The sequence below is a fragment of the Candidatus Saccharibacteria bacterium oral taxon 488 genome (assembly GCA_010202115.1).
In the GTDB taxonomy this organism is placed as follows: Bacteria; Patescibacteriota; Saccharimonadia; order Saccharimonadales; family Saccharimonadaceae; genus Nanosynbacter.
In genome coordinates, this window is the sequence record CP047917.1 from 390479 (window position 1) to 413314 (window position 22836).

At 53.7% G+C, this 22836-nt stretch carries 22 protein-coding genes, 1 tRNA gene and 1 other annotated feature; of the genes, 6 read left to right on the forward strand and 17 right to left on the reverse strand.

Features of this window, described 5'->3' with window-relative positions; genetic code table 11:
* Positions 1–27 precede the first annotated feature (27 nt).
* The 9 genes from GWK74_02045 to GWK74_02085 all read right to left on the reverse strand — a co-directional run bounded on the left by GWK74_02045 (position 28) and on the right by GWK74_02085 (position 9550).
* Positions 28–1488, reverse strand: coding sequence for a hypothetical protein (locus tag GWK74_02045; protein ID QHU90299.1), 1461 nt, complete (start codon positions 1486–1488; stop codon positions 28–30).
* Positions 1489–1510: 22 nt separating this feature from the next.
* The gene (gene dnaB, locus GWK74_02050; protein QHU90300.1) at positions 1511–2869 is read right to left on the reverse strand and encodes a replicative DNA helicase; all 1359 of its coding nucleotides are present in this window, start codon (positions 2867–2869) and stop codon (positions 1511–1513) included.
* Positions 2866–4398: a DNA polymerase III subunit gamma/tau gene (dnaX, locus tag GWK74_02055; GenBank protein ID QHU90301.1), complete on the reverse strand. Its 1533-nt coding sequence runs from the start codon at positions 4396–4398 to the stop codon at positions 2866–2868. The genes dnaB and dnaX overlap by 4 nt, the downstream gene beginning before the upstream one ends.
* 83 nt (positions 4399–4481) lie before the next feature.
* On the reverse strand, positions 4482–5354 hold the full coding sequence (locus GWK74_02060; protein ID QHU90302.1) for a DUF2797 domain-containing protein: 873 nt from the start codon (positions 5352–5354) through the stop codon (positions 4482–4484).
* 61 nt (positions 5355–5415) lie between these two features.
* Positions 5416–5931 (reverse strand): hypothetical protein, encoded by a 516-nt coding sequence (locus tag GWK74_02065; GenBank protein QHU90303.1) that lies wholly within the window; start codon positions 5929–5931, stop codon positions 5416–5418.
* 236 nt (positions 5932–6167) lie between these two features.
* Positions 6168–6545: a 50S ribosomal protein L7/L12 gene (gene rplL / locus GWK74_02070; protein QHU90304.1), complete on the reverse strand. Its 378-nt coding sequence runs from the start codon at positions 6543–6545 to the stop codon at positions 6168–6170.
* A 157-nt stretch (positions 6546–6702) separates the two neighbouring features.
* Positions 6703–7227, reverse strand: coding sequence for a 50S ribosomal protein L10 (rplJ, locus tag GWK74_02075; GenBank protein QHU90305.1), 525 nt, complete (start codon positions 7225–7227; stop codon positions 6703–6705).
* Between the two features lie 93 nt (positions 7228–7320).
* Positions 7321–7458: a sequence feature (ribosomal protein L10 leader region), on the reverse strand.
* A gap of 105 nt (positions 7459–7563) precedes the next feature.
* Entirely contained in the window at positions 7564–8583 is a 1020-nt protein-coding gene (gene rplA, locus GWK74_02080) for a 50S ribosomal protein L1 (protein ID QHU90306.1), read from the reverse strand.
* A gap of 133 nt (positions 8584–8716) precedes the next feature.
* Complete coding sequence (locus GWK74_02085; protein QHU90307.1) at positions 8717–9550, reverse strand: hypothetical protein; 834 nt, start codon at positions 9548–9550, stop codon at positions 8717–8719.
* A gap of 560 nt (positions 9551–10110) precedes the next feature.
* Here GWK74_02085 and GWK74_02090 point away from each other — a divergent pair.
* Complete coding sequence (locus tag GWK74_02090; GenBank protein QHU90308.1) at positions 10111–11400, forward strand: phosphopyruvate hydratase; 1290 nt, start codon at positions 10111–10113, stop codon at positions 11398–11400.
* A 51-nt stretch (positions 11401–11451) separates the two neighbouring features.
* Here GWK74_02090 and GWK74_02095 read toward each other — a convergent pair whose 3' ends face one another.
* Both GWK74_02095 and rplK read right to left on the reverse strand, forming a co-directional pair.
* Positions 11452–12012: a hypothetical protein gene (locus tag GWK74_02095; GenBank protein ID QHU90309.1), complete on the reverse strand. Its 561-nt coding sequence runs from the start codon at positions 12010–12012 to the stop codon at positions 11452–11454.
* 70 nt (positions 12013–12082) lie between these two features.
* On the reverse strand, positions 12083–12508 hold the full coding sequence (gene rplK / locus GWK74_02100) for a 50S ribosomal protein L11 (GenBank protein QHU90310.1): 426 nt from the start codon (positions 12506–12508) through the stop codon (positions 12083–12085).
* Between the two features lie 66 nt (positions 12509–12574).
* On the opposite strand from rplK, the gene GWK74_02105 reads away from it, so the two are divergent.
* Positions 12575–13144, forward strand: a complete 570-nt coding sequence (locus GWK74_02105) for a hypothetical protein (protein ID QHU90311.1) — start codon at positions 12575–12577, stop codon at positions 13142–13144.
* Positions 13145–13184: 40 nt separating this feature from the next.
* Here the strand turns inward: GWK74_02105 and nusG are convergent, their stop codons facing one another.
* The 6 genes from nusG to GWK74_02135 all read right to left on the reverse strand — a co-directional run bounded on the left by nusG (position 13185) and on the right by GWK74_02135 (position 18265).
* The gene (nusG, locus tag GWK74_02110) at positions 13185–13730 is read right to left on the reverse strand and encodes a transcription termination/antitermination protein NusG (protein ID QHU90312.1); all 546 of its coding nucleotides are present in this window, start codon (positions 13728–13730) and stop codon (positions 13185–13187) included.
* 12 nt (positions 13731–13742) lie between these two features.
* Complete coding sequence (gene secE, locus GWK74_02115) at positions 13743–14093, reverse strand: preprotein translocase subunit SecE (GenBank protein QHU90313.1); 351 nt, start codon at positions 14091–14093, stop codon at positions 13743–13745.
* A gap of 84 nt (positions 14094–14177) precedes the next feature.
* Positions 14178–15311 (reverse strand): hypothetical protein, encoded by a 1134-nt coding sequence (locus tag GWK74_02120; protein ID QHU90314.1) that lies wholly within the window; start codon positions 15309–15311, stop codon positions 14178–14180.
* A 20-nt stretch (positions 15312–15331) separates the two neighbouring features.
* A complete protein-coding gene (locus GWK74_02125; protein QHU90315.1) occupies positions 15332–16030 on the reverse strand; it encodes a DUF45 domain-containing protein in 699 nt (232 codons plus the stop codon).
* Between the two features lie 9 nt (positions 16031–16039).
* Complete coding sequence (locus GWK74_02130) at positions 16040–16633, reverse strand: AAA family ATPase (GenBank protein ID QHU90316.1); 594 nt, start codon at positions 16631–16633, stop codon at positions 16040–16042.
* Positions 16634–16729: 96 nt separating this feature from the next.
* On the reverse strand, positions 16730–18265 hold the full coding sequence (locus GWK74_02135; GenBank protein QHU90317.1) for a DUF11 domain-containing protein: 1536 nt from the start codon (positions 18263–18265) through the stop codon (positions 16730–16732).
* A 156-nt stretch (positions 18266–18421) separates the two neighbouring features.
* Here GWK74_02135 and GWK74_02140 point away from each other — a divergent pair.
* The 4 genes from GWK74_02140 (at position 18422) to GWK74_02155 (ending at position 22804) form a co-directional block, all read left to right on the forward strand.
* A tRNA-Trp gene (locus GWK74_02140) sits at positions 18422–18496 on the forward strand.
* A 164-nt stretch (positions 18497–18660) separates the two neighbouring features.
* Entirely contained in the window at positions 18661–19872 is a 1212-nt protein-coding gene (locus GWK74_02145) for a glycosyltransferase (protein ID QHU90318.1), read from the forward strand.
* Entirely contained in the window at positions 19863–21080 is a 1218-nt protein-coding gene (locus GWK74_02150; protein QHU90319.1) for a polysaccharide deacetylase family protein, read from the forward strand. Before GWK74_02145 ends, GWK74_02150 begins: the two co-directional genes overlap by 10 nt.
* A complete protein-coding gene (locus tag GWK74_02155; GenBank protein ID QHU90320.1) occupies positions 21080–22804 on the forward strand; it encodes a hypothetical protein in 1725 nt (574 codons plus the stop codon). Before GWK74_02150 ends, GWK74_02155 begins: the two co-directional genes overlap by 1 nt.
* The last annotated feature ends 32 nt before the right edge of the window (positions 22805–22836 follow it).

Below are 22836 nucleotides of genomic sequence, written 5' to 3' on the forward strand. Positions count from 1 at the left end.
TCCTTGAATTTACTTTTTCATTATACGCTATTTTCTCGCTGATTTGTAGAGGTAAAAGCGGTCAGCTTGCTCGGCGTGGCTATTGGTGACGATGCGCTCGAGTGTCCAGCCGTCAGTGTTGGGGTGCGCCATTTGTTCAGCGCGGGTGATGACGAGCGTAGTACCCTCCGCGGCCGGTTGATTGACGGCGAGTTTGTGCTTGCTATAGCGAGCGACGGTTTCGTAGAGCGGCGCCTCGTGCGGGTTGGCGACGAGAACGACGTTTTGCCTGCCGGCGATGGCTTTTTGTAGTAGTGGCAAGTCGGTGCTAAATTCATGTACTGCACCTGAAAAATGACGATACCCATTGGTAAAGCGGTCGAGGCCCGAGAGCACCATCACGCCGATGAGCGCCATCAGCATCAATAAGCCAGTAATGCGGGCGTAAGGATTACGCGGAAATAGCGAATACCATTGATTGAGCAGCGCCTCGACGCCAACGGCCAGCAGGATAAATAGCGGCAGGATGATAATGCTGGTCATTGATGGCTGCAGCACCAGCAGCGGCAAACTCAACAGCAGCCAGACGCCGATCATGTACGAACGCGCGGTGTGGTGGTGCTGGATGGTTTTGAAAAGACCAAGCACGATCAGAAACAGCGCCGAAAAGTCGAGCACTGGTGCGATCTGACCACCGATAACGGTCGGTTTAACCCAGAAATAATGATACAGCAGCAACCGCAAATTATCGACCAGCGCCCAACTGAGGCTGTGAATACCGACCAGTGATTTGAGTAGATCGTGATGTGTCGCGGCGAGGAAAATTACCGGCGCACTAGTGAGCGCGAGAACGACGATCGCTGGTAGCCACTTGAAGCGATTGCGCTTGGCGAGTAGCGCGTAGCGGGTGTGTGGGTGGATCAGCGCTACCAACAGCAGCGTCAGATGAATATACCAAAAATACGGCGTAAACAGACTCAGGCCGACCGTCGCTGCCAGCAGCAGCCGCCACAAGGCCGAGCCTTTAGCGCGCTGAACGATCAGGCTGGCAAAGAGCAGGATGAGCGCGGCATAGGTGATGTAGAGGATGTGCGGTGTGAAGCTTTGGGCAAAGAAGATTAGCTGGCCGGTGACCGTCATGATGACGAGCGACAGGATGGTGACATTGGGCTTGAACCAGCGCCGCAATAGGAAAAATACGGCGACGGCGGCGATGAATGACAGGATGAGCGACGGCAGCTTGATGGTATAGATGGTGACGCCAAATACACTGAACAGTCCACGCTGCAAGAGGTGAAATGGCAAGTTAGTTTGAGCGAGCGATCCGAGGTGACTCGGCGAAATAGCATTGGTAGTATTAAGCGCCTCAATTTCCGCCTCGGTTACGCCACCCGGGGCATACAAACTAGCGGCGGTGATGGCCGCACAAAATAGCACAACCAGCGCCATATAGCCTAGCCAATAGCGCCAGCGATAGACAGCCGAGTCGGCGAGTTTGTGCTTTTTCATTGGTATTGATTATAGCACAATTCTAGTCATGCTTGCGATCCAAGCTCATAAAACGCAGGCGCTCTGGATGGAAGTACAGCTGAATCTTGCCGACCGGGCCGTTACGGTGCTTAGCGATGATCAGGTCGGTGATGTTTTGGACTTCCGGATTGTCCGGTTCGTAATATCCTGGTCGGTAAATAAAGCTGACGATGTCGGCATCCTGCTCGATGGAGCCAGATTCGCGCAGGTCGGCTAGCTGTGGAATTGGCGGCGTGCGCGACTCAACTGAACGACTCAGCTGGCTCAGAGCGATCAGCGGCACGTTGAGCTCGCGGGCGATCAACTTCAGGCCGCGGGAAATTTCCGACACTTCCTGGACGCGGTTGCCGTTGTGATTGTTGGTGGCCTGCATCAGCTGCAGGTAGTCGACGATGATCAGGCCAATTTCGCCTTCGTGTGCCAACCGGCGAGCCTTGGTGCGCATCTCCAGAATACTGAGGCCCGGCGTATCATCAATGTAAATCGGCGCTTCGGCCATTTCGCCCATGGCCTCAGACAATTTCTCAAAATCATCGCCGCTCAGATTACCGGTACGAATATTCCAGCTATCAACGCCGGCCGCATCCGCCAGCATGCGGTCGGTCAGCTGTTCCTTACTCATCTCCAGGCTGAAGAACAGCACCGGCTTTTTCTCGATCGTCGCTACGTTGTACGCTAGGTTAGTCACCAGCGTGGTCTTGCCCATGGCCGGCCGCGCCGCCAGGATGATCAAATCCGACTTCTGCAGTCCCGCCGTCATGGTGTCCAGATCGCGGTAGCCAGTCCGCATACCGCGCAGGCTGCCCTTGTTGCGGTGAAGCTCCTCGATGCGGTCAAAACTATCGGTCAAGATGCTTTCCAGGCTGACCAGATCCTGTTTCAATGACTGGTCGGAGACGCTGAATAATTCGGCCTCGGCTTTTTCTAATAATTCCTGCGTCGTCGTCGATTCGTCGTAGCCAAGCTCGGTGATGCCGCTGCTGGCCTTGATCAGGCGCCGCCGCACCGCCGTTTGTGCCACCATTTCGGCGTATGCCGCTGCGTGCGCTGCTGTCGGCACGTAGTTGGTGAGTTCCGTCAAATATGCCGAGCCGCCGATGAGTTCCAGCTCGTCCTTGCGCTTCAGTTCATCAGTTAGGGTCAAGAGGTCAACTGGCTTATGCTTTTCAAACAGCCGCATCATACCACCAAAGATCAGCCCGTGGTTTTTGTCGTAAAAGTCAGCCGGCCGGACGATTTCCGAGGCGTCGGCCAGGACTTCCTCGTCGATGAGAATCGCGCCGAGCAGGCTTTTTTCGGCGTCTAGGTTTTGGGGCGGTAATTTGCCCGCGATGGTCTCGGTTTGGGTTGTTTCGCTCATGATAATTCCTCCAGGTTAACTTCTTCGCCGCCGCCCATTAGCTCGGCAATCTTCGCAAGCTCGGCGTCTTTGGGCGGGGCTTTTTGCCCAATTGTCGCAATATCTAGTTCGGTGCCGGCGACTTGTTGCACAATTGTCGCAATAAGCGGGCGATTCTTGGCGTCATCCAGCTTCTTTTTATTAAAGGCGTTGCCAACGTACAGGGTTAAGGTGTTGCCATCTCGCCGCCAGCTGCACTGTTGCAACAATGTCGCAATAGCGAATGACTGCTCCTTGGCGAGGGTGATGATTTTATCCCAGTCGATGTTTGTGGCGGAGGCTGGCGGATTGTCCGACGTTGGTTGATGGTCTGCCAGGGCGGCGGTGCCTGCGGTTTCCTTACCCTTAGAGATATTAGTTTGCTGATTCTTTGGGGTAGTTTTTGGCAAATTTTCTACCGGCTGCGCAGCTGGTGTTTCTGTATCAGCTGCCGATGACTCTGGCTTATCTATTGGCGATTTGGAAATGGTGAGTGGCGGTTTGGCTGTGGTTTTGGGACTGGTGATCGACGGCGATATCAGCTCGGGCGATGTGTCGGTCACCTGTTCCCTATTGTCCATAAATATCGTCAATAATTTCAAGTCCGGATGCGGATGGCGGTCGATCTCGATTAGCTGCTTGACCAATGTAATTAACTCTGGGCGCTGATGTAAGTGCGCTCGCAGTAGCGACAATAATTGACGGGACAGGACGACCGGATCGATGCCAGTTTGCTCTAGTTCACCCAGCAGGTTCAGCGCTCCCGGTGCGTCGCGCTGCTGATACAATTCCAGCAGGTTTTCCAACGTCTCGGTAGCGCTCAGCCCCAGGTATTGAGCAACGTCTGACGCGCTTAGCGGCTTATCAGGGCTGGCTAATGCCGACAATTGATCGAGCATGCTGATGCCATCGCGAAACCCGCCGCGCGAGCGCTCAGCGATCAGCCGAGCAGCGTCCGCCTCGATGGTAAAGCCTTCTTTCTCAGCAATGGTCGTCAGCTGGCGCGCCATGATGTCCGCTGGAATGGGGCGGAAAAAAAACTGCTGGACGCGGCTGAGAATGGTGGCGGGCAGCTTGTCGGCGTCGGTAGTCGCCAAGATGAATACTACGTGCTCTGGTGGTTCCTCTAGGGTCTTTAGCAGCGCGTTAAAGGCAGGCTTGGACAACATATGGACTTCGTCGATAATGTAAATTTTTTTCGGTGCAGAAACGGGCGCGACTTGAGCTTTTTCGCGCAGGGCGCGGATGTCGTCAACGCCGTTGTTGCTGGCGGCGTCAATTTCAATGATATCCAGGTGCGAGGCTTCCTCGTCGTACGGTAGCTTATTAATTTCATGCGCTAAAATTCGCGCTACGCTGGTTTTGCCCACGCCGCGCGGACCCGTCAACAAATACGCATGGGCGATTTTCCCCTGCTCCAGCGCTCGGCGCAAGATATTGGTCACGTGATCTTGCCCCAACACCTCGTCCAAGCTGCGGCTGCGATATTTGCGGTACAGTGCCTGACTCATACTTATGTATTATAGCGCAAAGTGCGGGATTAGTAAGCCGTTTTGGCGGTTGATCTAAAGACGACTCGCCTCGTGAGCACGCATTAAAACAGCGCCAGCTGTGTGCTGGGTATTTCGATGTTAATGGCGCCGTCAATTGTTTGCGCCTGGTAGCCGATGAATTTTTTCACGTTGTATGCTAATAGCTGTCCGTCATATTCAGTAATGAGCACTGAACCGATGACGCTGACGACAGTGCCAGCCATGGTTTTATGCCCCGTCATATCAATCACACTACTGAGGTCTCGACCGTCCGTGTGAAAATAATCTTCGCACATGATGAGCGTCCGATTTGGAAAATCCAGCCCCAGTTTTTGCTGAATGCGTATCAGCGTGTCAGCTAGGGCCTGCTCCGCCGCTGCAGTATCGAGCGGCCGCCTGATCAGCCCCAGCTTTTTGCTGATGGCCACTGTTTCCATGATGCCACTCAGACCGGCTATTTTCGCTTCATACTGCCGGGCGATCAACGCCGAAGCAAACGTCTCCAGCTTCACCGCCAAGCGTGCTCCCTGTTCCAGTAGCCGCCGAATGCCGCGTTCTTCCTGCGAGATACCGACTTTGATAACTCCCGGCGCGAAATATGCCAGATAGACGAAGTGCGGCTGCTGATTGATTTTTTCTTGTTGTGCCGACACCGAATCGGCGTGATAAAACGCTGGATTAAAACCAGTACGGTTACGACATTTCAGGCAGTTTTCATATTTCTCATCAACCGTGGCACCGTCAGGACAAACCTGACTGCAGTGATTGTCAAAATCCACCCAACCCGTACAATATTTGGCCGAAAAATCAAACGCCAGTGACAACTCCTGCCCCAAAACATCACCACGCTCAGTCTTGCCGTCAATCTGCCACTCCAGAAATGGCCGGTTTTTGGTATCAAAGCTGGCGTAGCTTAGCAAAAACTCCCCAGACATAGCACCATTATATCAAAAGCCGCCCGGTAACCGCCCGGGACGGCTTCAAATGTCAAACAGTCTATAGCGGCGCTTCGACAGCTGCCCAGGTGGCGTCCGGATTGTCATCAGGGATGATGATGGTGACTTGGTCGCCGACTTCGATGCGGAAGAACGTGACGCTGGCGAGCAGGATGCGATATTCGCGGCCGTTGGCTTCGACGTAGTAAACGCCGTCGTGTTGCACGAGTGTACCGATGACTTGTTTGCGCGAGACCGGGCCAATTTGCTTGTAGATAAAGCTGCCGTCTTCGGCGATGGTTAATTTCAAGATGTCGCCCTCAACAAGCTTGGATTTTGAGGCGTAGTTCGCCGGGATTGGATAATTCTTGCCATCAGGCCCCATCATCATTTGGCCATCAAACACGCCCTCAATTATCTTGCCAGCGACATCGTCCGATGAGGTTTTCGGCGTGACGACTTGCCCGTCGTCGCCAACGATGCTAATCAGCAGCTCCTTGGCTGCTGCTAAGTTAGTTTCTGCTTCTTGGATGAGCGTCCTGAGGCGCTTAACTTGCTTTTCCGGTAAATCAGACATATGGCTCGCATTCCTTGTCTATTTTGATAGTACGTGAAAGTAATATAGCACTAATTATGTGAGTGTGCAAGTCCCGCCGGCCTATTCGCATCGGCTAACGGCTCGTCTTTCCACAAGGACAACAGATAGCCAGGTAAAAATGTGGTAATTTTTACCCTTGCCAATAAAACACCGCCCGTGGTATAAGCTCCGGGCGGCATTTCTCTACGAAAACAATCGGTCGTTTCACGCAAAAATTAGCTTAACTCAACGCTAGCGCCGGCGTCCTCGAGCGTCTTCTTGGCAGCTTCAGCTTCGTCCTTTGACACCTTTTCCTTGACTGGTGCTGGTGCGCCGTCGACGATGGCCTTTGACTCGCCGAGGCCCAAGCCGGTGATTTCCTTGACTGCCTTGATGACAGCGACTTTTTGAGCACCCGCGTCCTTTAGGGTGACGGTGAACTCAGTTTTTTCATCTTCTGCGGCAGCATCGCCGCCAGCGGCTGGACCGGCCACCGCAACTGCGGCTGCAGCTGGCTCGATGCCGTATTCATCTTTCAAGTGATTCTTCAATTCATTAACTTCCAGAACTGTTAACTTGGTCAGTTCTTCAGCCAATTTTTTAATATCAGCCATGGTATTCTCCTTAGATTATTAATTATTTATCATCTCGAGTCATCCAATCTTCAACGCCTCCTCTTTTCGCGCCGGGCGCCTTCAAGGGCGCTCGGGCTGCAACGCTTTACCGGAGACTTATGAAGACCGAATAACTCGAGATGATTGATTGCTAAACTTAAGCCGTAGCTTTGGCTTCGATGCCGTCTAGTAAACCGTGCAAATTGCCACCAAGCGCGCCCACGGTGTCGTGGACTGGTGAGAGCAGCTGTGCCACAACTTCGGCAATGAGCTGGTCTTTGCTTGGCAGGCTCGCCAGCGCCTTGATGTCAGCTTCGTTGATGCTCAAGCCTTCGCCTGAGAAGCCACCGGCCAACTGCAGTGCTGGATGTGTCTTTGCAAACGTGTCCAGAACTTTCGCTGGCATGACCTCGTCGTCAGCGCTCATGGCGTAGACCAACTGGCCAACCAGTAGGTCGGTGTCAGCTTCTTTGTAGGTGTCAACGCCCTGTAGCGCTACGCGTACCAAGCGGTTTTTGACCACCTTGATGACGACGTTTGCTTCGCGAGCGGCCTTGCGCAGCTCTTGCAATTCGGCCACGCTCAGACCCTGGTACCGCGCAAATGCCGTACCTTTGGCATTCTTCAGCAGCTCGGTTAGTTCAGCAACCAAAGTTTGTTTTTTATCGCGTGAAATTGCCATAAAAATCCTTTCTTTGATTGGTTCTTGTGTGATTTGACCGATTTGTTAACGTGCGGTAATGGAGAACCTGGTTCTCGTTTTTCTGGGCATTAGCCGAGCAAACAAAAACGTCTTTGATTCTCGCACTACCAAAGACGTGATTAAAACAGTTTTGTTTCATCCCTCGGCGGCATTTTTACACCTCAGTTCCCTTCGGTCGCACGCTGTCTTTGGTAATGTTCCTTAGAATTGTAGCAGAAATGACAACGGGATGCAAGACAATGTTGGCTTTAATTTTCAGGAATATGAAAACGCGCCCTGCTTAATGCGGAGCGCGTTTATGCCAACAAGCCAACCTTACGGTGAAGTTTCAACCTTTACGCTAGGCCCCATGGTGGTGGCGACAGCGATAGATTTGACGTAAATACCCTTGAGGCTGGATGGCTTTTGGGCGTTCAGACTGGCGAGGAAGGCACGGGTGTTTTCTGCCAGTTTGTCAGCGCCAAACGAAACCTTACCAATTGACAGGTGGACGATGGCTTGCTTGTCGACGCGGTACTCGACCTTGCCGGCTTTGGCTTCGGACACGGCCTTGGCGACGTCGGTGGCGACGGTGCCGGATTTTGGATTTGGCATCAAACCGCGTGGGCCGAGCAGCCGGGCGTACTTGCCAAGCTTCGGCATATATTGCGGCGTTGCGACTAAGATATCAAAGTTCAATTCTTCCTTGTCCAGCTGCTTCAGGAACTCCTCGTCACCGATGATGTCAGCGCCGGCTTTCTTAGCGGCAGCATGCTCTGACTCTGGTGCGAACACTGCTACGCGGACGTCCTTGCCGGTGCCGTGCGGCAGCGCTACGGTTGAGCGGACGTTCTGATCGGCTTGGCGCGGATCAACGCCCAGGCGAACGTGAATTTCAACGCTGGCGTCGAATTTGACCGGGCTGGTCTCAGTCGCCAGTTTCAGTGCTTCATCAAGGCTGTACAATTTATTTTTCTCAATCTTCTTGGCAGCTTCCTGATACTTTTTGCCGCGGCGCTCTAGGAGCGGACGCGTGATCGGCTTCGGGCCTTTCTTAACATGCGCTTCAGCGTCGTCGGATTGCGGCGTGGTGTCGCCTGCTTCTTTGCGAGCTTCTTTTTCGGCTTTCTCGGCAGCCTCGTCAAGGGCTTTTTGGCTGCGCTTGCCGGCCTTGGCGACAACGGCTTCGCGCTCGGCGATAACGTCTTTATCTTTGGTATCGTGCGGCTTGCTATTTTCAGGCGCGCCTGATTCAGCTTCGGCAATTGCCGCTTCAGTCTCAGCGATAGTATTCTTGTCGCTGACTGCTAATTTTAGTTCTGCTGCTTTTTCTAACAGCTCGGCTTTCTTGGCCATACTAATCCTTTCTGTGGTACAAACGGCGACTCGCGACTTCTCGAGCGAATTTGCCTCCCAGCATTGATTTGATGATGGTGAAATTATACCTGAAATAGTACAGGAAAGCAACCGAGGGTTATACTACGAGATATTACCCATCGCTGATGTTACGGCGCATTAGCCTAGAGAGGAAACGACGGTCTGGGATAACCTGAATAGTACCGTCACTATCTTCCAGTGAAAGGGCAACCCGTGGAGTTGGCTCGTCATTAGTGTAGTCAGTGATTACACTAAAGCCGGTGGATCTCATGTCGTTAAATTTGCTATACGGAAGCCTAACCCCTTCACTCGTGAATGTAGACCCTTCACCGGAAAACGACCCACCCTTACAGAAATCTTCGCCCAATTGCTGAGTCAATGTTTGGACGCCCCAAGCGATTATTGCAGCACGGTCGGCGGGTGAGCCGGCATATTTGGCGGCATTTTCTATGTTGAGTATCGTCTTGTGTATCTCGGGATTTGTCGCTTGAGCCGAAAAGTAACCCGCTAGTAGGTCAGTTGGCAGATGAACATCAAATTGGAGAATATTGCTGATTGTCTCTTGGGAGAGTGGAAAGTGATGCGTATCTCCCTGGGAGCGAATGGCCAGCGCCGCTAGTATTCGCGAGCACTTATTAACCATACATCTTTTAGCCTCTGGTAACAGGAGCTCTCCTCTCAGTTGGCAGACAGCTAGCTTATCGCTCTCAGTAACATTTGTGATCGTGACCAGCGAGCCGATGTAGTCGTCCGGAAAGTGTGGGGTGATGTGCTGCTTGATTATGTTTTCGGGATCCCTATCCCGTGGGAGGCGCTCTCCTCTCTTCGTCACTTCTGTTTTGGCGGCGAGTGCATGATTAGCCTCATCAACCCCTCGCTGAAAGTTTGGGCTACTCAGTATAGATAGTCCGTCGGCTATTGGTGAATGATAACGTCTTTCTCTCATAATTAACTACAAGCATAGATGGTAAAACGTTATTTTGCAAGTAGTTTGACATATTTGCAATGTAGCGGTACAATTATGTAACTATGAATAAGGCGGAATTTTTAGGTAAATGCAAGGACTGTCCGATTGCTGGGCCAGCTTGCGAGAATGTGGAGAATAGACGGCGGGCTGCCCAAGAGGCTGCAGAGTTAGCCCTGAGGGGGTTGAGAGATAATCCAAATATTCAACTTTTTCGAGGTGACGGCGTGCAGGTTGATGTTGCAGGTCTGGATCCTGAGGTACTAGGAGAACTTAATAAAGATCTACGTAGCCAAGCAGCGGGCCTTCTTGATGAGATTGATGAATCTGGAAATCACGTACTGCAGTTTGCCGAGAATTGTCCCGGTCCGACAACGGCTCAATTTCAGACAAAGACGGGTCGTTTAGTACGAGTGAGGGTGTGTGATAGCCCTGTACTGCCTCGGCAAAGTAGCGGAGAGGGAAACATAGAGCCTGTACGAGTGAGGCGAAGGTCGTAACCCGCTTGCCCCTGCTCTTTCGTCTCTGCTACAATAGCAGGTATGAACAATATCACAATCACAGACATTCACGCACGACAAATTTTAGATTCTCGGGGCAATCCGACGGTGGAGGCCGATGTTCGGTTGAGCGATGGCTCGTTCGGGCGGGCGGCAGTGCCGTCAGGTGCCAGTACTGGTTCGCACGAGGCAGTCGAACTGCGTGATGGTGACTTGGCGTATGGCGGCAAGGGCGTGCTCAAGGCGGTCGAGCATGTTAATGTCGAGATCGCGCGGGCGCTGCGCGGCATGGATCCATTTGCGCAACATCGGGTTGACGAGCGGATGCGGCAGCTGGACGGCACGCCAAACAAGGGGCGGCTTGGGGCGAATGCCATCCTAGCGGTCAGCCTGGCGGTTGCCAAGGCGGCGGCCGAGTCTAAGGGTATTGAGCTTTTCGTCTATGTCAATCAGCTGGCGAATGCTGGCACGATGAGCCTGCCGATGCCGATGATCAATGTGATGAACGGTGGGCAGCACGCGCTGGGTGCGACGGATATTCAGGAATATATGATCATCCCGGTTGGTGCATCGACGTTTGAGGATGCGATGCGGATGAGTGCCGAGGTGTTTCACGCGCTGGCAAAGGTGCTCAAGGCTGAGGGCTACCCGACGACCGTTGGCGATGAGGGCGGCTATGCGCCACATGTGCGTGGCGGCAATATGGAGCCGGTCAAGCTGCTAGCACGCGCAATTCAGCAGGCTGGCTACAAGTTGGAGCAGGACTTTGCCTTTGCTCTTGATGTGGCCTCGAGCGAATTCCATGAGGGCGATGGCCAGTATCGGCTTGAGACGGAGCATCGCACGCTCGATGTGAATGGCATGATCAAGATGTACAAGCAGCTGCGGGCTGAGTATCCGGTGGTATCGATCGAGGATGGACTGGACGAGGAAGCGTGGCACGATTGGCAGACGCTGACGACAGAGCTTGGCTCGACGACGCAGCTGGTTGGTGATGATCTGTTGGTGACGAATGTAATGCGACTGGATCGGGCGATCGCTGAAAAGGCTGGCAACGCGATTTTGATCAAGCCAAATCAAATTGGCACGCTGAGCGAGACGATTCAGGCGGTGATGATGGCGAAAAAGGCCGGCTGGAATACGGTGATGAGCCACCGCTCGGGCGAGACCGAGGACGTGACCATTGCTCATCTGGCGGTCGGGCTCGGTACGGGCCAGATCAAGACCGGCTCGATGTCGCGTTCAGAGCGCATCGCCAAGTACAACGAGCTGATGCGTATCGCCGAGATACGGCCAGAGCTAGAGCTGGTGCGGCCGTTCAAGCAGCCGTAGTTCATAGGTCACGAGACAAGACGTCGGGCGCCTGGTTGGCTGTAGTGGAAATTATTGCCGCAAGGCAACCAGCTGCCCCTCATCAGTAAATTTGATGATCCGTGAAGGCATTACCCCCTTAATTTCCCCGCCGTCAACGTAGACAGCCACCTCATCACCAAAATACGCGGTTGCCTCATTGACTGTGGTGGCCGGCAGTTGCCCTGCGGGGTTAGCGCTTGGTGCGAGCAGTGGACCGACCAGCTGAATCAGCTCAGACAATGCTGTGTCTGGTGGTACGGCACGAAATGCCAAGGTCGCGTCAGTACGTACTAGGTGCGGCATAACGTCGGGGCTGACCCTGGCAGCAATAGTGGTCGGCCGTTCGTGGCGTAGCTGGTCATAGATATACCGCTGCTTGGTGGTGAGTTCGGGAATGTTGTCGGCGCTGCTGAGCAGGATGATGCAGGATTTAGTGCGATCACGCTGGCGTACGCGGTACAGCTCATCAACTGCCTTCGGGCTATCAGCTCGAGCGAGCAGACCATAAATAGTGTCAGTTGGCGCCACGACGAGTTTGTCAGCTCGTAGCGCCTCGATGACGGCAGTGTCAAGTAAGTTTTTGGTGATCACCAAATGATTATACCACAATAAAATTGCCCCCACGGCAGGGAGCAATTTTGTTTGAATGAACAGACGTAAATTAGTCGGCGACTTCTACGCCCATTGAGCGAGCGGAACCAGCAACGACTTTCATCGCGCCTTCGATATCGATGGCGTTTAGCTGATCCATCTTTGCTTCGGCAATTTCCTGAAGCTGAGCGTGAGTGATGGTGCCGACTTTCTCGGCGTGCGGCTTGCCTGAACCCTTTTGGATGCCGGCTTTTTCGCGGATCATATCATCGACCGGTTGCCCCAGACTCTTCCACGTAAAAGTGCGATCTTCAAACACCTGAATGTGGACGATAACGTCCTTGCCCATCATATCTTTGGTGGCGTCGTTGAATGGATTGATGAAGTCCATCATGTTCAGCCCCCACTGACCGAGGGTTGAACCGACTGGTGGCCCAGCGGTTGCTCGTCCGGCAGGGATACGTAATTTTAGATTACCGATAACTTTCTTTGCCATAGTTTCCTCTTACTTTTTCTGTGCGTAACCACTGTATTATAACGAAAACTGTGCTAGAATACAAGCATGAACGCTCGCAGCATCAAGCCGGTTCGTCGCCTGATCAATATGTTTGGGGCGCTCGCTTACAGCCTGTTGATTTTTACTTATGCGGTTATCGTCGGTGCTGGGTTGTTGTGGCTGGCGCGCAGTGGCCTACTCATGCAGCTCGGTGTATCGCCAGAGGCAGTCCAGCCGGCGCCCGCCCCGCCCACTACGCCGAGCGATACGACGCCTCGTGCGGTACCGTTTCTCCTTCAGGTGGTGCAGCTGGTACTGATGTCGGTAATGACGGTGGCGGTTTTGGGTGTGGTGGTGATGCTGCCGTATTGGCTGGGGCGTTGCGGCTCGTATCTATTGAAGCGCAGCATTCGATTATGTCACAGCCAAGTGACGCTGGCGACCCTGTTGTTCGGCAAGATATTGGCGTGTGGCATCGGGACGGTGCCAGTGCTGATCATGGCGATGTATGATGCTAGGCAGTGGCCGATCGCGGCGGTGCTGCTCGGGGTAATTACGGTGGCGCTAGTCCTCTTTGCCACGCAACACTACCTCGCCAAAAGTAGCGAGGTAGTTGAAGCCAAAGATGTCTGGTAGCTCGACCGGTGTATCGCCGCGCGGCCAGATGATCAGGCGGCTAGACTTTCTTGACCTGCAGCGCGTCCAGCTCGACCGGCGTATCGCGGCCAAACATGCTGACCATGACCTTGATCTTGCCCTTGATGGCATCAATTTCTGCGATCGACCCATCAAAGCCCTTGAACGGCCCGTCAATGATGGAGACTACTTCGCCGACTGAGAAATCGATCTGATGCTTTGGCTCTTCGACGCCCATACGCTTTTTGATCTTAGTAATTTCTTTGTCAGACACCGGTGTAGGCGTAGTGTCAGCACCAACGAAGCCAGTTACGCCCGGCGTGTTGCGGACGATATACCACGTCTCGTCGGTCAGCTTCATCTCGACCAGCACATAGCCCTGAAAGATCTTGGCATCGACAACCTTGCGCTTGCCGTTTTTGATCTGAATTTGCTTTTCTTTCGGCACCATGACGTCGAAGATTTTGTCGGCCATGTCGACGCCGTTGATACGCTGGCGGATGGATTCAGCAACCTTTTCCTCGTAGCCCGAGTAGGTGTGAATGGCGTACCACGAGCGAGTTGAATCGTAGCGATTTGATGACATAAATTCCCTTTCCTATTTCAAAATTTGATTAAAGCCCCAGTTAAAGCCGGCGTCAAGCAGCAAAATCAGCACCACGAAGATCAACGTAAACACCAGCACTGCCGCCGTCATGCTCCAGGTGGCTGAGCGAGTCGGCCAGCGCACCAACTTGAGCTCCTGCCACGCGCCCTTGAAATAGCCAACGTCGCCTGATTTTTTGGCCGTGGTTTTTGGCTGTTTGGGTGACGTGCCAGTCGCTGTCACCGTTTTTTTGGTGGGTGCGGTTGATTTTGGTTTATGTGGTGACGGCTGCTTCGTCTCGTCATCTTTCGCGGTGATGCGGCGAACCCTCGTCTTTGATTCTGCTGCGTTTTTTTGAGCCATAGTTTCTCCCAATTTAAAAGTCTGCTTCTTAGCAGACTGTCAAGTCTATTGTAGCGTGTCCGGGCTGTGATTGCAAGGGCGGTTTCACGCGGACGTGGGCGGGTCGGCCAGCTCAAAGCTAAACGTCGAGCCATGATTGAGTCGGCTTTTGACAGAGATGGTGCAGCCGAGTTTGTGCGCCAATTTGCTCGCAACGTACAGTCCCAGTCCGGTGCCGCTGGTCTCGCGGGTACGATAATCCTCGGCCCGGTAAAATCGCTGGAAAATCTTTTTTTGGTCAGTCTTGCCGATACCTATCCCGGTATCGATTACCGCAAATTGTACGACGCCGTTACGCCGGTGCATCCGCAGCGTCACCCCGCCACGAGGCGTGTATTTGATGGCGTTGATGATGAAGTTTTGCAGTAGTTCGGTCAAGTACAGCCGCGAAACCTTGATCACGCCAATCTGCGCACTCACGTCGAGGTCAAACCGCAACCCCTTCTCGGCCGCTCGCGGTGCAAACTCACTGTGTAACGTGCTAGCCAGCTCCATCAAATTAATCGTCTCCGTCTCGTCCGCCGCTCCACGTTCAGCGCGTGATAGGGTGCCAAGGTCATTGATCATTTTAGCGAGGAACATCACTTGATCATGCGCCGCCACCAGCGCTTCATGTACCTTTTGGGTGTAGCCTTTCTCGGCGAGCAGTCGAGCGTTATCGAGCGCCCCCTCGGCAATGGCTACCGGTGTGCGCAGTTCGTGGCTAACGACACTGATAAACTCATCACGCTCCTCTTCGAGGCTTTTTATCTTGGTGACGTCGCGCAGAATCAGCACGTAACCGTCAGTGCTGGAGCTGCCGCCTAAAATCGGCGCAAAGGTCGCCTCCAGTCGCAAATGATCGCCATCGCTGAGCGGCATGATCAGATCGTCACGGGTGCGGATTGACGGCGATTTGCTCAGTTCTTCAAATACATTGATTGGCGTTCTACCGAGCGTCTGCAATTGAAATATCTCGTTAATGTGGTGGCCATGGAGTGTGGCGTTGGTGTCCAGCAGGCCGATCATCGCCGCATTATAAATCGTGATCACGCCGTGAGCATCAGTACTCAGCACCGCATCGGTCAAGCTGTTTACCAACGTCATCATCTGGCTATGTTCTGGCGCGGCATCCATGTTCTCGTGTGCATGCTGCTGCTGACTGCGCCTCGTGCGCCACGTGCCCATCCCTTGTCTCATATGATTTAGTATAGCACATGCTACACGTGCGGCGTATGGTTTTTCAGTGCTGCTCGGTGCGCTTTGTAAGCCGGGTCGATGGCTGCAACCTCTCTCCAGAACGCGTCGGAGTGATTCATCTGGCGGGTGTGAGCTAGCTCGTGGATCAATACATAATCAAGCAGCTCAAACGGCAAGTTCATCAGCGCGATATTCAGGCTAATTGTACCGCGCGACGAGCAGCTGCCCCAGCGGCTCGAGGCGTGCATCAGCTTGATGGTTTGATAGGAAAAGCCATGTTCCTCAGCCAGGAATTTCAGCCGCCGTGGCAGGTAACTTCTGGCTTCCTTGCGTAGCGCTGTGATGACGACTTCGCGAATGCGCTGCTGGATGGCTGGAGTAGTAATGTCGGTGCCGGATGGCAGCTTGACGAGGATGCGGGTGCCGGAGCGCTTGATGGTGGGTTCGGCGAGCGCGGACTGGGTCTCGATAATCAGGTGGTGGCTTTTACCAATTGATTGATCCTGCGTGTAGTAGTGACCTTGTTGATGCTCAGCCAGGAGCTCGCGAATACGCGGCCGGGATGACTTGATAAGCATTTTTGCTGCGAGCAGCGGTGTATACGCCGGCAGGCTAATCCGCAGCTGCCCGTTTGGCGCGACCTTTAGTGATACCTGACGCGCCAAGTGCGAGCGCCTCACCGTGATTTCGCCAAACTCAGCGTCAGTAATCGTTGGCATGTATAGCTCCTAGCTAACGCGAATACGACTGAACACTGGACGTTGCGGACGGCGTTTGGGAGTATCAGCCTGGACAGCCTGTGGTTGGGTCAGAGCGGCTGTAGTATTCGGGCGAACGTCGGCCAGGCGCTTGAGCAAGGTGCGCGCTTGGGTGTTATAGGTGTGACGACCACTGATGACGACGCATGGCTCGCTGGGGTGCGGCGATGAGAATTGTTTGATCTTAGTATCAAATGCCGCCTCGTCGTTATCGTTGGCCTTGAGCCAGCGCATTTTGGCGGTAGCGAGGTCGGTTTGTACCCAGACAAAGAGAATCTTATAACCAGCAGCACGGGCTGTCTTGGCGAGCTCAACCCGCCAGGCTCGCTTCTCCGTTGCCCCTTCAAACACGATGGTTTGATGGGTCTTCATCAATTCTTTGAGTAGTGCACCGCTCGCGTAATTAACAGCCGCCTCATCATCGGATAATGCCGCTAAGATACCAGAGTCCAAATGCGGCGCATGAAACATCTCAGAAAACTCAGCCGCAAATTGCGACTTGCCCGCCCCCGGCACGCCCACCATGGCAATGATGTGAGGAGAAGAAAGTTGCAAAGGTTTCATATATGTTAGTATACACAAAAAATCCCCCTTATCCAAGGGGGATTCTCGCCTGAAACCTCGCGCTTCAGAATATAGATTCTCGGAGCGGTCAGTCTCTTACAGTTGGCGTCGGCTGGCGACGTATGCTAGGGCTGAGGTAACCAGTGCACCGAGACCCAGGCCGCCGAGTACCATGTCAGTCATACCAGTTCGTGGTAGTGCGGTTGGTGTTGGTGGGGTTGGGGTGGTTGGCTTTGGATTACACTCTTCGCTGTCGATACCGACGAACCGCTTAGTGTCTTCAGCTTCTTTCTTGGTAACTTCGCGGATGGTCTTGGTAGTGACGTCACAGACCTTGATCTTTTCACACTTGCTCAGATCAGTGGTGTATGGTGGTGTGTTCTCTTTGCCCTTCTCGACTTTCTCGATGACGCCAGTTTGAACGTTGCAGGCCTCGACTTTTTCTGGTACATCAACCGTGGCATTGTCACAGCCGTCTTTGTCGCCAGGAATCTCTGGGGTATCAACGCAGGCGGTGTTGACGACCTTGCCAGTAACTTGTTCTTTGATGGTTGCCGTGATGGTAAAGGTCTTTGATGCGCCCTGCTTGAGTTCAGCAATTGTTGCTTTCCAGGTATTGTTCTGGAGCGTGCCCTCAGATGCTTTCAGGAAGGTAACACCTTGTGGCGCATTGTCGGTGACAACAGCGTTCTTTAGGTCAACGTTACCGGTGTTAGTGACGGTTACCTGGTATGGGAATTCGTTGCCGACTTGGACGGTCTTGTGCTTGAGGCCATCAACCTTTTTCTCGATTTTGATGCCAGGGTTAGCCTTTGGCGTTTCTGGCTGGATGGTGAACTGCTTGACACAGTCGTTGCTGGTGCGATCACCAAGGCTGGTTGTGACTGTGACGCGAGCGGTATAAGTGCCCGCTTCCTTGATGGTAGCGCTGGTCTCGCTAGTCAGCGCTGAAGTAGTGTTACTGCGTGAGAAGACTTCCTTGCCCGAAGCATCGGTGATGCTAAAGGTGTATGACTTAACGGTTGCACCGTTCTCGACTGTTGCGTGAGCCTTCAGGGCGACCGTGTTAGTCTGACGACTAATGACTGGCTGGTCAAGTGCTTTACAAGTAGCCACTGGCTGTGGTTTCGGTTTTGGTGGTACAACAACGTTGGTGGCGACAACTGGGTTACCACATGGCGTCATGATGGCGAACTTAAAGCGGCCCTGCTCATCGAGCCGGATAAACGCCCGCTGTGCGCTACCCATACGGCTGGCTGGGACGACCTTGGCGTTGGTGCCTGAGATTGGTGTGCCGCCGCTAATGTTGCGGATGGCTGTCCGAGCGTTGGTGGCAACAACGGTGCCGTTATCGAGGCGAACCTCGCCGTTACGGTAGACTGCACCATTAACGTAGCTGCCGCTCAGCATCTCGTAGGAAATACCGAACGCGCCATAAATTGTTGATACGCCTTTGTTGAAATATCGTTCGCGCATCTCTTGTACCGACATGGTACCACAATACACCACGGCGTACTTGTCACAGTCGCGGGTATTGTCAATTGTTTCTGCGTTGGCGTAGTAGACCAGTCCTGCTCCGAAAGCAGCGACCAGCGACAGCGCCACGATCTTAAGCTTTGTACTTAATTTCATAACATCCTCCTCACTGGTTGTTTCCCCAATATTATCACACAAGCATTATTTTGTCAATAACTTATATCATATTTTCTCAAAATGGTTAGTTTGGGTCAGTTTGCAGAATATTTTTTTCTGTTATAATAGATAAGCTAACCCGTTAGCGCGGGGTGTAGGGGCATAGTTCATCGGCTAGAATGGCGGTCTCCAAAACCGCAGAGGTAGGTTCGATTCCTACTGCCCCTGCCACGATTTATGGCGTAACGACTTGATGAAAGTCGTTTTTTAATGGCTTGCTGTAGAATTGACGGCGCATATCAATTCGCCGCTTGTGAAAATAATGCCTTGATCTCGTGAAAAAAATGCCAGATGCGCTTGAAAAAGCATAAGCGGCGGTCTATACTGGGAATAAGATGAGAATTTTGATGCTAGGGTGGGAGCTTCCTCCGCACAATTGTGGCGGCCTCGGTGTGGCGTGTTACCAGATGTCAAAGGCGCTGGCAGCGCATGGTATTGTTATTGATTTTGTTGTGCCCTACTCGGCCGAGCATCCGAATATTACCCATATGAACATTTATGCGGCCTCGCCGCTGCCGCCGGGCTGTCGAGACTGCGGGGCGTATGATCATGGTGTTGCGCCAGATACTGAGGATGGTGATGAGCACGGGCTTGAACCGATGCGTCGGTTACAGCGCCGCTATGGCAAGTTTGTCAGGCAGTTCGCTCGGATGTATCCACCGGACGCCATTCATGCTCACGACTGGCTGACGATGGAGGCTGGCGTGATCGCCAAGGAGGTGTCGGGTGCTCCGTTGATTGTTCATGTGCATGCTACTGAGTTTGATCGCTCGGGCGAGCATTCGGGTAATCCCTTGGTGCATGAGATTGAGCAGCAGGGGCTGATGATGGCTGATCGAATTATCGCGGTTAGCCGTATTACCAAGGACATGATTGTTAAGAATTATCATATCCCGCCAGATAAGGTTGAGGTGGTATATAATGCGATTGACCTGGCTGATCTACCGCCGCATGAGTACGACACGGCGACATACAAATACCTCGAGGATCTCAAGACCGATGGTTATACCATCGTTGGTGCGTTGACACGGCTGACGGTGCAGAAAGGACTGACCTATTTTGTGCGGGCGGCAGCTAGAGCGCTGGAGCGCTACGACAAGATCGCATTTTTGCTATCGGGCGATGGCGAGCAGCGGGATGAATTGGTGGCCTTAGCCGCGCGGCTGGGCGTGAGCGACCGGGTGATTTTCACTGGTTTTGTTCGCGGCAAGCAGTGGCGCGATGCCTACTACCTGATTGATATATTTATCATGAGTTCGGTGTCAGAACCGTTTGGGCTGACGGCACTGGAGGCAGCGCATCACGATACAGCGCTGCTCATCAGTAAGCAGTCGGGTGTTGGCGAGGTACTCCATAACATCATGCGGTTTGATTATTGGGATGTTGATAAGCTGGCGGACGAGATCGTCAATATTGCGCGCTCGCCAGGCTTGCAATCGGCATTAAAGCGCAATGTCAAGGATGAATACGCTCGGCTGTCATGGCGGGATGCTGCGGAGCGGTGTGTCGCGCTGTATCAAGCATCGGCCCAAAGGAGGTGGGTATGAGCCGAGGCATCACCCTCTATCTCCACGTACATCAGCCGTGGCGGGTGCGACGATACAGTATTTTTGACGTGGCGGCGCGGCATGATTATTTCGAGACGAATGATCCAGCCCAAAACAACGAGTTAATTTTTCATAAAGTCGCCGAGAAGTCGTATCTGCGGATGAATGCCCTGTTGGAGGAGCTGCTCAGGCGGCATCATGATTTCAAGCTGTCGCTGAGCATCAGCGGTGTGTTCCTCGAGCAAGCGGAGCGCTTTAACCCAGCGGTGATCGAGAGCTTTAAGCGACTGGTCGACACCGGCAAGGTCGAATTGGTATCAAGCCCGTATTATCACAGCCTAGCGTTCTTTTATTCGCGCCCCGAGTTTGAGAAGCAAATTCGTCGCCATCAGCAGAAGCTGCGCCAGCTGTTTGGTGTCGAGACCAAGGTGCTCGCAAATACCGAGCTAGCGTATAACAACGACCTCGCCAAGTGGGCGGAGGCGGCTGGCTTTAGTGGTGTGTTAGCCGAGGGTTGGGATGAGGTGCTGGAGTGGCGCAGTCCGAATTATGTGTATCGGCCGGTTGGTACGGACAAGATTGGACTGCTGCTCAAGAATTATCGCCTGAGTGACGATATCGCTTTTCGGTTTAGTAATCGGTCGTGGGCGGGTTGGCCGCTGACGGCAGAAAAATATCGGACGTGGCTGATGGAGGCGACAGCCGAGGCGCCGCTGGTTAATTTGTTCATGGATTATGAAACCTTTGGCGAGCACCAGTGGTCGGATAGCGGTATTTTTAGCTTTTTTGATCAATTTGTTGCCTCGTGGCTCGAGGTTAGCGGTAATACGTTTTATACGGTGTTTGAAGCGCTGGCGGCGCATCGGCCGGTTGGTGATATTAGTATGCCAGAGACGGTGACTTGGGCGGATAGTGAGCGCGATTTGACAGCGTGGAATGGCAATGAGTTACAGAAAGAAGCGCTGCGGTATTTGTATGAGCTGGAGGCTGATGTACTGAGGAGTGGCGATGAGCAGCTGATCACTGACTGGCGGCGACTGCAGTCGTCTGATCATTTTTACTATATGTGCACCAAGTGGTTTACCGACGGCGACGTCCACGCCTATTTCAGTCCGTATGATTCGCCGTACGAGGCCTTCCTCTATTATGTTAACGCAATTCGCGATGTGCGCTGGCGGCTGAGCGCGCATCGGTACGAGAGGTTTTGATGTCGGTGCTTCTCGCAAATGGCAGGCTGGCGGTTGAGCTCGATCAGTTTGGCCGAGTGAGTTCGCTGTCGTTCCCGCACGTTGGCCGCGAAGTCCAGAACCATCAGGCCGTGCATCGGATCGGCGTGTGGGTGGACGGCGAGTTTTCGTGGATTGATGATGGATCGTGGCAAGTGACGATGCGACTGCCGCAGGGGGCGCTGGTGGCGCACACGGTGCTCAAGCATGAGCGATTGGGACTGGTGCTGGAGTGCGATGATTTTGTCGATAGCAAGGTCAATGTGTTCGGCCGCAATATTCACGTGGTCAATCTGCGAACTGAGACGCGCCAGGTGAGGTTGTTTTTGCATCAGGCGTTTCGGCTATACGATGATGGTCAAGCGATTGATACGGCGCAGTATGTCGAGGCTTCGCGGGCGCTGCTGCATTATCGCGGGCGGCGGGCGTTTGCTGTTGGTCTGCGGACATTTGATGGGCATGATTTCGATCGGTGGACGGTCGGGCGATTTGGTGATGGGCTCGATGGAGCGTGGCGCGATGCGGAGGATGGTGAGCTGGCGGGCTGTCCGCATGAATATGGCATGACTGACTCGGTGCTGGGCTGTTCGCTGCGGCTGGCAGCGCTAGCGTCGGATCGCTGCACTTACTGGCTCGCGGCCGGGACGTCGATCAAGGAAGCGCTGGGGCTGCACGAAAAGACGCGCAGTATCGGCTTAGTGCGGAGCTTGGCGCGGACAACGGATTTTTGGCACAAGTGGCTGAGCCCCGGTTTTCGCGCAGCCCAGAAATTGCCGCTACCACACCGTAAGGCCTTTATTAATTCCTTGTTGACACTGCGAGCCCACGTGGATGAATCTGGATTGGTACTGACTGATGACGCGGTGGGCGGTTGTCGTCTATACGACGCAGCATTCGCGCTGTGGCCGCTGATTCGGCTGGGGTATGGCAATGAGGCGGCGATGTTTTTCGAAGCTTGCCGGCGGATATTTGAGACTGATGGCTACTTTGCGCCAGCGTATTATACGGATGGTGAGCCGGTGGCGACTGATACTGCGTGGCGCCAAGACCGGCCGCCAATGCGCCTGGCGGACGCGGCGGCGGTACTATTTATCTTCTGTCAATTTGCGACGTCGCGAGTTGGCGTGGAGCGCTCGCGGCAGCTATATCAGTCGGTGGCCACCAAGGTAGCGACATTTTTGACGGATAATTGGGATAATCCGGTGGCAGACGACGACGCGGCGTTCGTTTGGCAGTTGTCGCGCGCGGCGCTGGAGCAAGCGAGCGAACTCGCGCAGCAGCACGACGACCCAGCCAATGCGGTGCAGTGGCGAACCTGCGCTGATGATATCAGCGCGCAGCTAGCGGGACGTGGTGCTGACGAGGTGACGATGGATGCGGTGTATGCCGCCTATATGTTCGGTGTTGAGGGCGAGGCCGAGCGAACCAAGCAGCTGGTTGACGAGGCGACACAAACACTGGCGGCAGTTGATGGTCTGTTCAAGCGACGGGTGGAGGATTCAGATAGTAGCGTGGTTGCTAGTTTGTGGCTGGCGCAATACTATATCGAGACAGGAGAGATGGTGCGAGCAGAGCGAATCGTTGACTTGATCCGCGAGCGGTGCATTACCAAAACTGGCGCGGTAAGTGAGCATAACGCGTCGTCGGTGGTAGCTTCGGCTGAATATGTCAATACCCTGCTTGATATGATCGTGGCGCAGCGGTAGATTAGCGCATGGGAATTACACCGGCCTACTGA

Excerpts from the sequence above, each read along its gene's own strand:
- dnaX (QHU90301.1), bottom strand. The coding sequence starts at position 4,398 with ATGAGTCAGGCACTGTACCGCAAATATCGCAGCCGCAGCTTGGACGAG.
- GWK74_02065 (QHU90303.1), bottom strand. The coding sequence starts at position 5,931 with ATGTCTGATTTACCGGAAAAGCAAGTTAAGCGCCTCAGGACGCTCATC.
- rplA (QHU90306.1), bottom strand. The coding sequence starts at position 8,583 with ATGGCCAAGAAAGCCGAGCTGTTAGAAAAAGCAGCAGAACTAAAATTA.
- GWK74_02130 (QHU90316.1), bottom strand. The coding sequence starts at position 16,633 with ATGAAACCTTTGCAACTTTCTTCTCCTCACATCATTGCCATGGTGGGC.
- GWK74_02145 (QHU90318.1), top strand. The coding sequence starts at position 18,661 with ATGAGAATTTTGATGCTAGGGTGGGAGCTTCCTCCGCACAATTGTGGC.
- rplJ (QHU90305.1), bottom strand. The coding sequence starts at position 7,227 with ATGGCAATTTCACGCGATAAAAAACAAACTTTGGTTGCTGAACTAACC.
- GWK74_02085 (QHU90307.1), bottom strand. The coding sequence starts at position 9,550 with ATGAGAGAAAGACGTTATCATTCACCAATAGCCGACGGACTATCTATA.
- GWK74_02105 (QHU90311.1), top strand. The coding sequence starts at position 12,575 with ATGAACGCTCGCAGCATCAAGCCGGTTCGTCGCCTGATCAATATGTTT.
- GWK74_02060 (QHU90302.1), bottom strand. The coding sequence starts at position 5,354 with ATGTCTGGGGAGTTTTTGCTAAGCTACGCCAGCTTTGATACCAAAAAC.
- GWK74_02120 (QHU90314.1), bottom strand. The coding sequence starts at position 15,311 with ATGAGACAAGGGATGGGCACGTGGCGCACGAGGCGCAGTCAGCAGCAG.
- GWK74_02155 (QHU90320.1), top strand. The coding sequence starts at position 21,080 with ATGTCGGTGCTTCTCGCAAATGGCAGGCTGGCGGTTGAGCTCGATCAG.
- dnaB (QHU90300.1), bottom strand. The coding sequence starts at position 2,869 with ATGAGCGAAACAACCCAAACCGAGACCATCGCGGGCAAATTACCGCCC.
- rplL (QHU90304.1), bottom strand. The coding sequence starts at position 6,545 with ATGGCTGATATTAAAAAATTGGCTGAAGAACTGACCAAGTTAACAGTT.
- GWK74_02135 (QHU90317.1), bottom strand. The coding sequence starts at position 18,265 with ATGAAATTAAGTACAAAGCTTAAGATCGTGGCGCTGTCGCTGGTCGCT.
- GWK74_02045 (QHU90299.1), bottom strand. The coding sequence starts at position 1,488 with ATGAAAAAGCACAAACTCGCCGACTCGGCTGTCTATCGCTGGCGCTAT.
- GWK74_02090 (QHU90308.1), top strand. The coding sequence starts at position 10,111 with ATGAACAATATCACAATCACAGACATTCACGCACGACAAATTTTAGAT.
- GWK74_02125 (QHU90315.1), bottom strand. The coding sequence starts at position 16,030 with ATGCCAACGATTACTGACGCTGAGTTTGGCGAAATCACGGTGAGGCGC.
- rplK (QHU90310.1), bottom strand. The coding sequence starts at position 12,508 with ATGGCAAAGAAAGTTATCGGTAATCTAAAATTACGTATCCCTGCCGGA.
- nusG (QHU90312.1), bottom strand. The coding sequence starts at position 13,730 with ATGTCATCAAATCGCTACGATTCAACTCGCTCGTGGTACGCCATTCAC.
- secE (QHU90313.1), bottom strand. The coding sequence starts at position 14,093 with ATGGCTCAAAAAAACGCAGCAGAATCAAAGACGAGGGTTCGCCGCATC.